Source organism: Rossellomorea vietnamensis, from assembly GCF_001305855.1.
Taxonomy (GTDB): Bacteria; Bacillota; Bacilli; order Bacillales; family Bacillaceae_B; genus Rossellomorea; species Rossellomorea vietnamensis_A.
In genome coordinates this window covers 13129-27518 of record NZ_LIXZ01000011.1, presented here as the reverse complement: position 1 = coordinate 27518, position 14390 = coordinate 13129, and the positions used below count along the sequence as shown (strand labels likewise).

Here is a 14390-nt window from a genome sequence, read left to right as displayed (position 1 = left end):
ATGCCTAAACCAACATTCTTTAATTTGAAGGAAGAGAAAAGAAATATACTGGTGGAAGCAGCCAAGAAGGAGTTTTCCAGGGTCTCCCTATACGATGCCTCCATTGCAAACATCCTGAAGACGGCTGGAATTCCCAGAGGGAGCTTTTACCAGTACTTTGAAAATAAAGAGGATGCTTTTTTCTATCTCGTTGGGGAACATGCCCGGAAACGGTTTGAAACCTTCATTGCTTTATTGAGATCACATGATGGGGATTTGTTCGAAGCTACGAGGGTCATGTTTCATTCGATGCTGGCTTTTTCGTATGAAAGTGGACAAAATAATTTTATTCGGAATGTACTCTTGAATATGAACTACAAAATAGAAAAAACGTTCACTCAGACTTTAACGAAGGAAACCATCGATCAGCGCTATGAGGAAATCTTCCTCTTGGTAAATAAAGATCAATTCACTATTGATAATAAATCTGATTTGTATCATGTATTGCAAATCCTTTCAGCCGTCACATTCCATAATCTCGTTCAAAGCATTGCAGACGAATTGACGCTTGGAGAAGCTCTGGATAAATACGATAAGGAAATAAACATGATTAAAAGAGGATTGTATAAATCCTTTTCATAATTGAATAGAAAGAAGGGAGAACATGAAAAACAGAGAAGAAAATACCCAATCCGAAACCTTTAATAAAACACCCCTGCTTATAGTCCTCATATCTGGGGCCTTTGCTGCCATCCTGAATCAAACATTGCTTGGGACGGCTCTCCCTCATATTATGACAGATCTAAATCTTGATGCGAGTACCGCCCAATGGCTGACGTCGATCTTTATGCTCGTAAACGGGGTGATGATACCCATTACGGCATTCCTGATTGAACGATTCACGACCCGGGCTTTGTTTCTGAGTGCCATGGGCCTGTTTGCCGGAGGGACGCTCATCTGTGCCATTGCACCTAACTTCGGGTTCTTAATGGTCGGAAGAATCATTCAGGCGTCGGGGGCGGGTATCATTATGCCCCTCATGCAAACCATTCTATTTCTCATTTATCCTGTTGAGAAAAGGGGAGCGGCAATGGGGATGTTCGGTCTTGTCATTTCGTTCGCGCCGGCAATCGGACCTACACTTTCAGGATGGTTGGTTGAACAATTCCCTTGGAGAAGCTTGTTCTATGTGATTTTGCCGATTGTCATCATCGATTTTATCGTTGCATATTACATTTTAAAGAATGTGACCAAACAAACGTATCCGAAACTCGATGTCCTTTCCATCATCCTTTCATCCCTTGGATTTGGGGGATTATTGTATGGCTTCAGTATCGCAGGAAGTCAAGGATGGGGAAGCGTTCAGGTGATTATCTCAATGATTGTGGGAAGCATCACCCTCTTCTGGTTCATCACAAGACAATTTAAGTTGAAGCAGCCAATTCTTGAATTCCGCGTATTCAAAAACAAGATGTTCACGCTAACGACAGTTCTTGGAATGGTTGTGTTTATCGCGATGATCGGTGCGGCCACTGTACTTCCTCTTCTTATGCAGAATATGCTGGGATTCTCAGCCTTTGAATCAGGACTTATGCTCCTGCCCGGGGCACTCTTGATGGGGTTGATGAACCCTATTACAGGGAGGATCTTTGATAAATTCGGAGCCCGTTGGCTTGCCATCATCGGGTTATCCATCCTTACGATCACGACATTTATGTTTACAAATTTATCGGCTGACACATCGTTTGCGTATCTGGCAACAGTCAATGCCGCCAGGATGTTCGGGGTTGCCATGGTAATGATGCCGGTAACAACTGCCGGGCTGAATCAGTTGGACAGGAGTCTGATACCACACGGAACAGCCATGAACAACACGATGAGACAAGTCTCCGGTGCCGTTGGAACAGCACTTCTTGTCACTGTTATGACAACGAGTGCAGATCCAAGCCGTGGACTTGAAGGGATGATCCATGGAGTCAACGTCTCATTCATCGTGGCCGGCATTACGGCCATTGCTGGACTGGCGCTCTCCTTTTTTGTAAAAAGCGGTCGACCTGCAAGGGTTAAAAGCAATGCATAATGAAAATAGAGGGACGGACCTGGCAAATTGCTAGGTCCGTCCCTCATTTTATTTTCCTTCTTGCAGATACTCTTCGTTTTTCCAATCGGTAACGAACATACAGCCAGGGGAATGGGTTAGCATGTAGGGGATTTTCGCATGTAGGGCCACAGCTTGAGGGGTAACCCCGCATGCCCAGAACATTGGGGTTTCTCCCTCCCTGATACCAACAAAGTCACCGTAATCAGGTTTAGTGATATCAGAAATGCCGATCTCAGCAGGATAACCAATATGAACAGGAGCACCGTGCATTTTTGGGAAAAGGGCAGTTATATCTGTTGCTTTTTGTACGAGTGAATCTGGTATTGGTCTCATGGAAACGACCATCGGCCCATCGAATACGCCGGCTTTTTCTGTCTGGATATTGGTCTTATACATTGCTACGTTTTTATTTTCTTCTATATGACGGAGAGGAATGTCCCCCTTGATGAGCTGACTCTCGAATGTGAAACTGCATCCAATGAGAAAGCTGACAAAATCATCCCTCCAAACTTCATCAATCCGCTGCTTCTTACCAACTAGTTGTCCATCTTCATACACGTGGTATAAAGGGATGTCAGTGCGGATGTCTGAATTTTTGGCATACCTGGATTGAAATTGCCCTGGTTCCAGCACTTCGACAATCGGACAGGATTTTGGATTACGAGTGGTGAATAATAAAAAGTCAAAGGCATATTCCTTAGGGAGAACAACCAGGTTGGCTTGTACATAATCCTGGCATATCCCTGAAGTGTGAGTTTGGTGTTTTCCTCTTCTGATGCTCGCTCTTAGTTCTGAAGGTATCATGGAAACCGGCTCTCCTTTAAATGAAATTTTAATTATCTGAAGATTGGTATCCATTTTATCATATATTTGTGCTACGTTATCAGTAAACAACCATTTCAGTTAAGGGGGGAATCGAATTTGTCTCAAAATCTACATGGCATGGGTCCGACACTATTATCGGATTTGCAGTCGCAAAAAGAAACGTTATGGATCAACCCTTTGATAGCATCCGATCATATTACTGGGGATGGCATTCAGGAGATCGTTGAAGCGGAGCAGCGGCTGACCCGTTTTGCTCCCTATATAAATAGGGTCTTTCCTGAAACGGAGAACGGAATCATAGAGTCACCCATCAAACGTCTGAAAAACATGCAAACTGCCCTTCAGGATGATGCTCAATCCCCGATACAAGGTCAGTTGCTCCTTAAGTGTGATAATGAACTTCCGATTGCAGGGTCGATCAAAGCAAGGGGAGGCATTTATGAAGTATTGAAGATTGCCGAAACGGTTGCTTTGAAACAGAATTGGATCCGAGAGACGGATGACTATTCGGTGTTGGCAACGAGCCGTTTCAAGAAACTCTTTTCACAGTACTCCATCGCTGTCGGCTCCACGGGAAACCTTGGCTTAAGCATAGGGATAATGGGGGCGGCACTTGGTTTCAAGGTTACTGTACATATGTCCCGGGATGCGAAGAGATGGAAAAAGGAACTTCTGAGAGAGAAGGGAGTCAAAGTGGAAGAACATGCACAGGATTTCTCCCATGCTGTTGCTGAAGGCAGGAAACAGTGCATGTTGGATGCAGACTGTTTCTTCATTGATGATGAAAATTCAAAGGATTTATTCATGGGTTATGCAGTTGCGGCTCTCAGGCTGAGGAAACAATTTGAAGAAGAAGGGATAAAAGTAGATCATGATCACCCGTTGATTGTTTACTTGCCGTGTGGAGTGGGGGGCGGTCCAGGTGGGGTTACATATGGTTTGAAGCATGTATTCGGCGAACATGTTCATTGTTACTTTGCAGAACCTGTAAATTCCCCTTGTGTGCTCCTTGGACTTGCTTCAGGTAAGCATGAGGGGATTTCCGTGCAGGACATCGGATTGAACAATCAAACGGAAGCGGATGGTTTGGCAGTTGGCAGACCCTCTGCCCTTGCAGGTAGAATGATTAATGAGCTGGTAAACGGGGTATATACGGTAAGCGATAAGAATCTATTCAAAATGCTTGCCCTCCTATATCAGTCAGAGTCCATCTTCCTTGAGCCTTCGGCAGTAGCGGGGATGCTTGGACCAATTCTGCCGGATCTTCAGAAACACCTTGCCTCTATCCAAGTGGATTTAACTCATGCTACTCATGTAGTATGGGCAACTGGAGGAAATCTAGTGCCCGATTCCATCACGGAAGAGTACGTGAAAAAAGGGAAAAGTTATTTGGGTGAATGAATCCCGGGATAAAGTGGAACTGGGTAGATGCACACCTTCTGAAACCACGCATAAGATATCGTGGTAAAAAGCAGAAGGGAATGATCAGGATGTACAATGTGCCGACGACGTATTCATTTTATCCACAAACCTATATAAACGCTGCCCCAAGAAGTGAAGGTAATTCTCAGCACTTAGTGAATACCCTGCTTCACGGTATAAGCAGAAAGGCATCAACTGCAGATTTATATGATCGATTGGCTGAAGTCGCGCCAAATAATGAGGAACGTCAACATCTTATGGGTATGAAGGAAGACGAAGAGCGGCATTGGTGGGAGTTAACAAATTTATACACCTCCCTCACCGATACCCAGCCTTCTTACCAAGTAGAAAGGTTTCCTTTTCAATCATATCGGGATGGACTGCAACGAGGATATGAAACGGAGCTTGCAGATTATGACTTATATCGGATTTGCAGCATGCAGGCTCAGCATTCCGCGGTCTACGAGGTCCTCGTGAATACATGCAGAGATGAGTGGGAGCATGCTGGAAAATTAAGTGTGTTAGGTGCAGCAGAGGGCAACCGGATGATGTCAAAGGATTTTGGGCCATCACCGTATTCCGTGAATATTGATGAGGTGACGGTTGATAATGACACGTTCCGCACAGCTATATGGACAGGTGAACATTTGCAGGTAACGCTTATGAGCATTAATCCCGGCGAAGACATCGGCTTGGAAATTCATCCGAACATTGATCAATTCCTCCGCCTCGAACAAGGAGAAGGAATTGTGCGAATGGGTGATCGGCAGGATAACTTAACCTATGAGAAAGAGGTAAAGCAGGATTTTGCCATTATGATTCCTGCAGGCACATGGCACAACGTCATCAATACTGGAAATACTCCTATCAAGTTGTACTCGATATATGCACCTCCACAACATCCCCGGGGAACGGTTCATGCAACCAAGGCTGACGCAATCGCTGCAGAGGAAATGCATAGCAGTTATTAAACGTACCGAAATAAAAAGGATGTGGAATCGGATAGATTCGGCATCCTTATAAAGGCTATTAATTTTATACGAACTTACAGGATTTATATGTTAACATTAACCAGTGAGTATAAATAGAATAAGAGTTTGCAAGTGAGAGGAGGAATCGATTGGTGAATAAAAGCAAAAAGATTATGGGATGGGCACAACCTTTGATAATTGGGATAGCATTAGCAATCATTATTCGTTCCTTTATCGTGATACCCATTGTGGTTGAAGGAGCTTCGATGAATACGACTTTACTGGATCATGACCGCATGATCGTAAATAAAATGGATGAACCTGAGCGGTTTGATATTATCGTATTCCACGCAACCGAAACAGAAGATTATATTAAACGCGTAATCGGGCTGCCTGGTGATAAGATTGAATACAAAAACGATACGTTATACATAAATGGTGAAGCCTATGATGAGCCTTACCTCGATGAGCAAAAGGAAGTGACGGTAGGGGCGTTAACCCCTGATTTCACTTTACAGGATACCCCGTTAAAACAACTCACGGTTCCTGAAGGTGAATTATTCGTCATGGGTGATAACAGGAGATTCAGTAAGGATAGTCGTCTGATCGGCTCGATCCCGATCAATAAAGTAGTGGGAACGACGAATATAGTGTATTGGCCGGTCAAGGAGATGAAGATCATTCATAATTAGATGAGAGAAGTGGCGATCATTATCTAGTGGGGAATTTTCAAATCTCGAAAAAACAGCAAATACAAAGAGTCTGGAGGATGGAAATATGGACAGCATCATCTTTGACCTCGATGGTACCTTGTGGGACCCTATCGAATCGGTACTAGAAGCATGGAATGAGACTATCATAGATCATAAGCGGCTGGAGCATGGGATCACCAGAAAGCACTTGGAAGGAACCATGGGGCTTCAAATGAAGGAAATTGGTAAAGAGCTGTTCCCGGAATTGAATGAAGAGGAAAGGGAACAATTATTGAAAGACCTTTCCCGACGTGAAATTCCCCATCTGAGTAAAAACGGCGGTCAATTATATGACCATGTAGAGAAAGTCCTTGAGAAGCTTTCGGAGAAGTACAAACTATTCATCGTCAGCAACTGTCAGGACGGTTATATCGAAGCATTCTATGAGTATCATGAACTGGACAGGCATTTCATCGATTATGAGAATCCAGGAAGGACAGGTCAATCAAAAGGGGAAAATATTAAACTTATCATCGAGCGAAATCAATTGAAGGAACCTGTCTATATTGGAGATACAGAAGGGGATCATAAAGCAGCCAAAGAAGCAGGCCTCCCGTTTGTATATGCATCGTATGGTTTTGGAAAAGTAGAATCCTATGATTATATGATTCAATCATTTGATGAATTACTGAACATTTTTTAGACGTAAGGTCTGTTCTCTTCGAGGGACGGACCTTTCATTTTGTTCTTAATGAATGAAAAAGTCAGTAAGCATCTTAGAATGCTAGCTTCTTTTTATATCGTTAAAATGGTAAGCTAATGAATTAGTACATGTAAATTCTCAGGAGGCATAGGGATGAATATTGATAATAACGATATCTTAATTCGGTTGAGGTACGCTCTCGACCTTAAAAATACAGAAATGGTAGACATTTTCAAGCTCGGTGGAATTGAATTATCTAAAGATGAAGTGCTGAAAGTGCTCACGAAGTCAATGGATGAAGAATTAGAAGAGGATATGATTGAAGAGGAAAATTACATACCTTGTGACGATGAGATGTTCGAATCCTTTTTAAATGGATTTATCACATTCAAAAGAGGGAAGCAGGAACCAAAGCCTGGACAGACGGACAGACCGGAGATAACGTATGAACATGTGAATAATCTTCTTTTAAAGAAAGTTAAGATTGCGCTCTCCTTAACAAGTGAGGATATGATTGAAATCCTTGAATTAGCTGACGTTCATATCACAAAAGGTGAATTGGGTGCAATATTACGAAGAGAAGGCCATAAAAATTACCGGATTTGCGGCGATCGTTACGCGCGGAACTTCTTAAAGGGACTGGCCATCCGATATAGGGATTAGGAAATGAATCATACGTATTCAGGTGAAACGATTCAATTTGAGCTTAAATATAAAAACCGTAAATCCATCGGCATTTTTCTGGATGGCTATGGAAATATTGAAGTCCAAGCACCTAAAGGGACGGATGAAGAATCTGTCATTCGGTTGCTTGAGCATCACTGGGGTGGGATTCTTCAGAAATCGAAAGAAAAGAAGGAACGACTGAATGGCCCACAGGTGAAGTCCTACCAGCATGGTGAGCCTTTCCTGTATCTTGGAAGAAGCTACCCCATTGAAGTCCTTCACACCCCCGACATCACGAAAGACTCTGTTACTTTCAACGGGAATGCGCTGAAAATACAGGTGGGTGAGCTTGAAGACGAACGGGTAAAGCAGGCGTTAAAACGTTTTTACTACAAGAAGTGCAAGTCCATCGTAGAGAGCAGTATTTCTTTTCATCAGCACCATTTCAAGATCAAGCCCCGTTCGGTACGCATTTCGGATAGTCAAAAGACGTGGGGAACATGCGATGGAAGAAGACAGCTGACCTTTAACTGGAAATTGGCCATGGCGCCCCAGGATGTCATCGATTATGTGGTTGTCCATGAAATGTGCCATATGATACACCTGAACCACGATCGCTCTTTCTGGCGGCTGGTTGGGAAGATTGTACCCGATTATAAAGAAAAAGAGAAATGGCTGGCAAGTACCAGTTGGAAGATGACAGTGTAGAGAGTAATATTATGAACAGGTAGGGAGGAATACTATATGTCTGAATCACAGGGAATAACTAAGAAAGAAATAGCCGTTTCGTTTCTGGAACGAATTGCATCGGGGGATGTAAGGGGGGCGTTCAAGAATTACGCAGAAAATGATTTTCAACACCATAATCCCTATTTTCGAGGTGACGCGGAATCCCTCATGCAAGCCATGGAAGAAAATGCTGCAAAAAACCCTGACAAGATATTCGAAGTGAAACGAGCGATGGAAGATGGAGAGTCAGTAGCGGTTCATTCACATGTCAGGCAGAATCCCGATGATCCCGGAGCAGTGGTTGTACACATTTTTCGATTTGAAAATGGAAAAATCGTAGAATTATGGGACATAGGTCAACCGATTCCGGAAGAATCCCTGAATGAGAATGGGGTTTTTTAAGAACGGTAATTAACAACATTGATCTCTGTTTGCATACAGGGGACCGGCATATATTAATAAAGAAAAACCCTGCATCCCTATGAGTATTAGGGGGGCAGGGTTTAATTTATTATTGATTATGTATTGGAAATATGATAAATTAATACAGAAACACTTYTCTAACTTAAAAGTTTCCATATTACCTCAATAATAATTATACAATACAACATCCTCATTAGTCAACCCCGAATTATAAAGTTGAAGGAGTGCTTTGATGAAATCTGAAATTAGACATGAGCAAAAGCGAGTGGACGTAGTGATCGATACCATCATGAGACAGATCGAAACGTTGGAAACCGAAACAGGAAGGCGCAAGGAGGAAGTGACGCAGACCCGAAAACATTTCTGGGATGAGGTAAAGGTAAACACAGATACCTTCGATGATTTTCTGGAAACCGTTATAGCCTTAAGACAGCAGGCTCAATCGTTGACGGTTTCGGAAAGTACTCACAAACAAGCACAAAAAAAATTAGCCGCATTGCACAGGATGAAAGGGAAGCCATATTTCGGCCGCATCGATTTCACGGAAGAAGGAGAACCCACTGAAAGGGTATATATCGGCATTTCGACCCTGACTGATCAAACGGGTGAAGACTTTCTTATTTACGATTGGCGGGCGCCGATTTCAAGTGTTTATTATGATTATCCACCAGGGCAGGCGGAATACAACACCCCAGGGGGCATTATACGTGGGACCGTGGAGAGCAAGTGGCAGTATCTCATCAGGGATGGTGTGATTCAGTCCATGTTCGATACGAGTATCACGATCGGCGATGAGATTTTACAGGAGGTACTTGGTAAAAGAACAGATAATCATATGCATAGCATCGTCGCCACGATTCAACAGAAGCAGAATCAGATTATCCGGCATGACCATGGCAGGTTACTGATTGTCCAAGGAGCAGCAGGAAGCGGGAAAACATCTGCTGCCCTGCAGCGTATCGCGTACTTGCTATATAAATATAGGGAAACCTTGAAAGCGGATCAAATCATATTGTTCTCACCTAACTCTATGTTCAACAGTTATGTTTCTCAAGTTCTACCAGAACTCGGGGAAGAAAACATGGAACAGGTGACGTTCCAGGAGTATTTGCACCACCGATTAAGCAAGGAATTCCTGGTAGAGGGACCGTACGATCAACTCGAATACGTATTGAGAAAGGAGGATAACCGCCAAACGTACGAAACACGTACGGCAAGCATCCAATTCAAAGCATCTTCCGATTTCTTTAATGTAATAAAATCATATAGAAATTCCTTAGAGGATTCCGGGATGAAGTTCAAAGGAATTAAGTTCAGGGGGAAGAATATTGTAACGGCTGATGAGATCACCGAACGTTTTTATACTTGTGACTGCTCACTGCACTTCCATAACAGGCTTGAAAAGCTGACTGAATGGCTTCTCAGCCTGATCGACCAGGCTGAGAAACTGGAACGGATGGAGCCGTGGGTGGAAGAAGCAATTGAATTGATGAGCAATGAGCAATATCATAAAGCTCGAAAGCATTTTAGGAAGAGAAATATACCCGATGATTACGAAGTGGAGTACGAAGCTTTGAGAAAATTAATCGTACGGAAAAGGTTCAAGAAGCTTCGTAAATGGATCAACTCCCTCCAATATGTGGATGTAAAAAGTGTTTATAAGCAGCTCTTTGCAGACCCTTTGGAAATTGGTTCATTAATGAGTAAGAAAACACCCGAAAAGTGGGAGGGTATCTGCGAAACTACGTTGGAAATGCTTGAAAAAGAGACACTGAATTATGAAGATGCAACACCATATTTGCTATTAAAAGAGCTGATTCTCGGTTTCCAAACGAATACATCTATTAAGCATGTACTCATTGACGAAGCACAGGATTATTCTCCGTTTCAATTTGAATTCATTAAAAGGCTGTTTCCTTCAGCCAAAATGACCGTCCTCGGAGATTTTAATCAGGCCATCTTTGCTCATGCAAATGAGCATATTGATTTCAGTAATCTGACAGAATTGTATGGTCAGGATGAAACAGATCAGATTAACCTGACCGAAAGCTACAGGTCCACTAAACCAATCATAGAATTTACACGCAGGCTGGTACCCGGCGGGGAACATATCTCCGCATTTGAACGGGACGGAGCAAAACCTGCCCTAACGAGAGTCGCCGACCATGATGACCTGCATGATCGAATTGCCGAAACAATAGAGAAGTGGAGGGAGCATGGGTACCATTCAATCGCCGTCATATGCAAAACAGCCGCAGAAAGTGAAATGGTGTTTGGTTCATTAAATCAAGTGGAAAACCTTAAACTCATGAAGAGCGTTTCTCTCGAATATGAACAGGGTGTCGTGGTCATTCCTGCCTACCTGGCCAAAGGCATCGAATTCGATGCCGTCATCATTTATGACGCGTCTGACAACACATATGGTGACGAAAGTCTCCGAAGACTATTCTACACAGCCTGCACCCGGGCCATGCACCAACTCCAACTCTACACCATAGGCAAACCAACCCACTTCATCGAACTATAAAATGAGGGACGGACCTTCGTTTTTTAGAAAGAATCCCTGTATCATAGGATTTCGCTCTGAAAATAGGGGTCCGTCCCTCTTTTTGTGAAAAATGGTAAAATCAAGTAAGGATGGATTGAAATATTTATTTAATGATCAAGGAGTGAATAAGATGAATTTTTATGTGGATGTATTGAAGAGTATGGCCGCCCGTCATGATAAGCCGAGGTTTATATTGGGAATTGACGGGTTAAGCCGCTCGGGGAAAACGACTTTTGTGAAACAATTAAGCGCTGTGTTAAATGAAGAAAGTCTACAATATCATATTTTTCATATAGATGATTTTATCGTTGATCGGAAACGCCGATATGACACGGGTCTTGAAGAATGGCAAGAATATTTTCAACTCCAGTGGGACGTGACCTGGCTTTCAAAACATTTCTTTCAAGGGCTGCCCGATATGGAACGAGTCACTCTTCCCTATTATGACGGTGCAACGGACACGCATGAAACCAGAACTATCCAGTTGCCAAAGGAAGGATTGATCATCATTGAAGGAGTATTCCTTCAGCGGAAAGAATGGAAGCATTTCTTTGATAAGGTTGTCTATTTGGATTGTCCGAGGGAGACTAGATTCAACCGCGAATCAAATGAAACGAAAAAGAACATTTCAAAATTCAAAAACAGATATTGGAAGGCAGAAGATTACTATATCAATCAATATAATCCTAGAGAGCAGGCAGATATCGTCATAACTACATAAGGCAGTGCACGAGGTAGCAGGTACCTTTCATTTTGGAAAGGATTGTGTTTTATAAAATAATTTGGAATAATTGGAATATACATTCATGGTATATATGTTCGGATTCAAAATAGCTGTAATAGGGATTGGGGGATTTGAATTGTTATTTTTTATCCTAGTGCCTTTTGTTATGGGACTGCTGGGGGTGTATTTGATTACAGTCGGTCTATGGGAACTTAGGGTAGGAGTCGACAGGAAGAAATACGCAACCTACATGTTTACAGGACTTGCTTTGATTGTGTTCCTGGCTATGGGTTAGAAAAAATATAATTGATTAAAGACAATGAATCTATTTGTTAAAACTCTAAATCCGTTTACCTATCTAAAAAACAAGACGAAGGAAATTGATTACATGAAGCAGCGTAATTTGTTTCGAAAATAAGATTCAATAGGAGAGTGGGAAAACCATGAAATTTTATATCGCCTCAAGCTTCGCAAATAAGGATCTTGTTCGATATGTAAGTCACAAGCTAGAACAGAAAGGTTATACCCAAACATATGATTGGACGAGAAATGAACGTGCCTCAACAGTGAAAGACCTCCAGCGCATCGGACAGAATGAAAAAGATGCCATCACTGATTCAAAAGTCGTCATCATCATACTCCCCGGTGGTAAAGGAAGTCACGTCGAACTGGGTATGGCCTTGGGTCATGGTAAACGTATCATTTTGTATTCGCCAAATGGAGAAATAAATGATTTCGCTAGCACGACTACCTTTTACCACTTACCCGAAGTGGAGAAATGTTCCGGAAGTATTGATGAGTTAGTTGAATATGTTGTTCGAAGCTGAACAGCCCAAATAATTAAGAGTGATGTGACCATCGCTTGAGGAAGGAGACCACATTGAAGAAAATAAAAGAAGTGAAATTACCTAATCAAGGCAGGATTATTGTAATTTCGGACATCCATGGAGAACTGAATCTATTTACAAATCTATTAAATAACTTGAATCTTAGATCAGAGGACTATGTAATCATTAACGGTGATCTTTGTGAAAAAGGAAGCAACAGTAAAGGAACTGTCCGATATATCATGGATTTATCGAATAGCAACCCGAACGTCCATGTGACGGAAGGAAATTGCGACACAGTGGTGGAGGATCTTCTTGAAGAAAACCCAAAACTGATGAACTACCTCAGATCAAAAAAACATTCTATTCTGAAAGAATGGCTTGATGAAGCAGGGTTTGATCTAAAAGAAGAGACGACGGTTCAGGAGGTGAAAAATATCCTGACACAACATTTCTCTAATGAAATCCAATGGCTGATGGAATTGCCGACTGCAATCGAAACAGAAGACTATATTTTCGTGCATGCAGGTCTTGATGATAAGGAGGATTGGAGAGAAACGGATCGACTATCGGCGATCACAATGCCTGCATTCCTGGAGAAGTCACACCGTACAGGGAAATATGTCATTGTCGGGCACTGGCCGGTCGTCAATTATACCAGCGACATTCCTTCGAATAATCCAATTGTAAATCAAGAGAAAAAAATTATCTCCATCGATGGCGGGAATGTTATCAAATCGACGGGCCAGCTAAATGCATTTATCATACATAGAACAAAGAATGGAGACACCTTTTCACATATCTATACAGATCATCATCTATATTGTGAAGCAATGAAGGACTTTACTGCAGAACCAACCATGTCGGGATCCATTTCCTATCCAAATTATGAATTGATCCCCCTTCAACCATCTGAGCACTTTACACTATGCAGACAAGTTGGAACCGATGAGCTATTATATGTTAAAAATGAGTACATTCATCAAAGTGAAAAGGGCACTTATTCGGCAAAAACGGATATTTCATGTGCGCAGATATCTGTGAACATTGGAGATATCATAAGTGTTGTAGACAGTAGCTGCACAGGGTATGACTTAATTAAGAAAAATGGGGAAGAGGGTTGGGTACCTAAAGGTGTCCTGCCATTGAAACAACGTGCCTCGACCCCCGTCGTTTAATCAATATGACTATAGGGTGAGATATGGAATGGAATATAAAATAGACAGACGAAAAGGTTATAGTCCACAAATCAGTTTTCTGGTCTCTCAGATGGACTATGCCAGAAAAACGACACTGGACAGTGTAAAAGGATTAACTTCTTCTGAATTGGATTTTTTACCGTGCGAAGGTGCCAACAGCATTGGAGCTCTATTGTTACACATGGCCGCCGTAGAAAAAGGCTTTCAAATAGAACTATTTGATGAGAGAAGGCCAAACGAACAAGAAATGACCGAATGGGGTGCAGCCTATAGCCTTGGAGAAGAAGGTCGAAAGAATATAAAAGGGTACTCTCTAGAATTTTATCTGACAAAACTTGATGAGATAAGAAGGAAAACGTTACAGGAGTTTTCCGAACGTAATGATGAATGGCTCTTTGAAAGCAGAGTTTGGGATAATCAGCCTTCCAATCATTATTTCATCTGGTTTCATGTATTCGAGGATGAGATTAATCACAGGGGCCAGATCCGGCTGATTAGAAGAATACTCTCTGAAAAGAATAAATCTTGATACAGTTTTTGTGATTCAACCATTTCTTTCAGTGATGTGATAGCCTAATTCA

The 14390-nt window shown here is 42.2% G+C and carries 16 protein-coding genes; 15 read left to right on the top strand and 1 reads right to left on the bottom strand.

The features are described from left to right. Both AM506_RS14295 and AM506_RS14290 read left to right on the top strand, forming a co-directional pair. On the top strand, positions 1–621 hold the full coding sequence (locus AM506_RS14295; RefSeq protein ID WP_060673162.1) for a TetR/AcrR family transcriptional regulator: 621 nt from the start codon (positions 1–3) through the stop codon (positions 619–621). A 22-nt stretch (positions 622–643) separates the two neighbouring features. Beyond that, positions 644–2059: an MDR family MFS transporter gene (locus AM506_RS14290; RefSeq protein WP_060673161.1), complete on the top strand. Its 1416-nt coding sequence runs from the start codon at positions 644–646 to the stop codon at positions 2057–2059. 48 nt (positions 2060–2107) lie between these two features. Here AM506_RS14290 and AM506_RS14285 read toward each other — a convergent pair whose 3' ends face one another. After that, positions 2108–2884, bottom strand: coding sequence for a putative hydro-lyase (locus AM506_RS14285; protein ID WP_060673160.1), 777 nt, complete (start codon positions 2882–2884; stop codon positions 2108–2110). 117 nt (positions 2885–3001) lie between these two features. Here AM506_RS14285 and AM506_RS14280 point away from each other — a divergent pair, with 117 nt between their 5' ends. From AM506_RS14280 to AM506_RS14220, 13 genes are all read left to right on the top strand, one after another. Continuing rightward, a complete protein-coding gene (locus AM506_RS14280) occupies positions 3002–4306 on the top strand; it encodes a D-serine ammonia-lyase (protein WP_327205544.1) in 1305 nt (434 codons plus the stop codon). 80 nt (positions 4307–4386) lie between these two features. Further along, entirely contained in the window at positions 4387–5298 is a 912-nt protein-coding gene (locus AM506_RS14275; protein WP_235576117.1) for a cupin domain-containing protein, read from the top strand. Positions 5299–5450: 152 nt separating this feature from the next. After that, positions 5451–5990 carry a signal peptidase I gene (lepB, locus tag AM506_RS14270; protein ID WP_430341122.1) on the top strand — a complete coding sequence of 180 codons (540 nt, stop codon included), beginning with the start codon at positions 5451–5453 and terminating at the stop codon, positions 5988–5990. Positions 5991–6075: 85 nt separating this feature from the next. Further along, positions 6076–6693 carry an HAD family hydrolase gene (locus tag AM506_RS14265; RefSeq protein ID WP_060673159.1) on the top strand — a complete coding sequence of 206 codons (618 nt, stop codon included), beginning with the start codon at positions 6076–6078 and terminating at the stop codon, positions 6691–6693. Between the two features lie 153 nt (positions 6694–6846). Further along, entirely contained in the window at positions 6847–7356 is a 510-nt protein-coding gene (locus AM506_RS14260; RefSeq protein WP_200908452.1) for a DUF1456 family protein, read from the top strand. Between the two features lie 3 nt (positions 7357–7359). Beyond that, positions 7360–8067, top strand: coding sequence for a M48 family metallopeptidase (locus AM506_RS14255; protein ID WP_060673158.1), 708 nt, complete (start codon positions 7360–7362; stop codon positions 8065–8067). A gap of 36 nt (positions 8068–8103) precedes the next feature. Further along, on the top strand, positions 8104–8490 hold the full coding sequence (locus AM506_RS14250) for a nuclear transport factor 2 family protein (protein ID WP_060673157.1): 387 nt from the start codon (positions 8104–8106) through the stop codon (positions 8488–8490). Positions 8491–8743: 253 nt separating this feature from the next. Beyond that, the gene (gene helD / locus AM506_RS14245) at positions 8744–11038 is read left to right on the top strand and encodes an RNA polymerase recycling motor HelD (RefSeq protein WP_060673156.1); all 2295 of its coding nucleotides are present in this window, start codon (positions 8744–8746) and stop codon (positions 11036–11038) included. Between the two features lie 151 nt (positions 11039–11189). Continuing rightward, entirely contained in the window at positions 11190–11780 is a 591-nt protein-coding gene (locus AM506_RS14240) for a kinase (protein WP_060673230.1), read from the top strand. Positions 11781–11919: 139 nt separating this feature from the next. Continuing rightward, on the top strand, positions 11920–12078 hold the full coding sequence (locus AM506_RS22810; protein WP_160316883.1) for a hypothetical protein: 159 nt from the start codon (positions 11920–11922) through the stop codon (positions 12076–12078). A gap of 148 nt (positions 12079–12226) precedes the next feature. Beyond that, positions 12227–12610 carry a nucleoside 2-deoxyribosyltransferase gene (locus tag AM506_RS14230; RefSeq protein WP_060673155.1) on the top strand — a complete coding sequence of 128 codons (384 nt, stop codon included), beginning with the start codon at positions 12227–12229 and terminating at the stop codon, positions 12608–12610. 53 nt (positions 12611–12663) lie between these two features. Next, on the top strand, positions 12664–13788 hold the full coding sequence (locus tag AM506_RS14225) for a metallophosphoesterase (RefSeq protein ID WP_060673154.1): 1125 nt from the start codon (positions 12664–12666) through the stop codon (positions 13786–13788). A 28-nt stretch (positions 13789–13816) separates the two neighbouring features. After that, entirely contained in the window at positions 13817–14338 is a 522-nt protein-coding gene (locus AM506_RS14220) for a DinB family protein (protein ID WP_060673153.1), read from the top strand. The last annotated feature ends 52 nt before the right edge of the window (positions 14339–14390 follow it).

Coding starts and splice junctions, on each gene's coding strand:
- AM506_RS14265 (WP_060673159.1), top strand. CDS start 6,076: ATGGACAGCATCATCTTTGACCTCGATGGTACCTTGTGGGACCCTATC.
- AM506_RS14230 (WP_060673155.1), top strand. CDS start 12,227: ATGAAATTTTATATCGCCTCAAGCTTCGCAAATAAGGATCTTGTTCGA.
- AM506_RS14295 (WP_060673162.1), top strand. CDS start 1: ATGCCTAAACCAACATTCTTTAATTTGAAGGAAGAGAAAAGAAATATA.
- AM506_RS14220 (WP_060673153.1), top strand. CDS start 13,817: ATGGAATATAAAATAGACAGACGAAAAGGTTATAGTCCACAAATCAGT.
- AM506_RS14255 (WP_060673158.1), top strand. CDS start 7,360: ATGAATCATACGTATTCAGGTGAAACGATTCAATTTGAGCTTAAATAT.
- AM506_RS14275 (WP_235576117.1), top strand. CDS start 4,387: ATGATCAGGATGTACAATGTGCCGACGACGTATTCATTTTATCCACAA.
- AM506_RS14260 (WP_200908452.1), top strand. CDS start 6,847: ATGAATATTGATAATAACGATATCTTAATTCGGTTGAGGTACGCTCTC.
- AM506_RS14240 (WP_060673230.1), top strand. CDS start 11,190: ATGAATTTTTATGTGGATGTATTGAAGAGTATGGCCGCCCGTCATGAT.
- helD (WP_060673156.1), top strand. CDS start 8,744: ATGAAATCTGAAATTAGACATGAGCAAAAGCGAGTGGACGTAGTGATC.
- AM506_RS14285 (WP_060673160.1), bottom strand. CDS start 2,884: ATGATACCTTCAGAACTAAGAGCGAGCATCAGAAGAGGAAAACACCAA.
- AM506_RS14250 (WP_060673157.1), top strand. CDS start 8,104: ATGTCTGAATCACAGGGAATAACTAAGAAAGAAATAGCCGTTTCGTTT.
- AM506_RS14290 (WP_060673161.1), top strand. CDS start 644: ATGAAAAACAGAGAAGAAAATACCCAATCCGAAACCTTTAATAAAACA.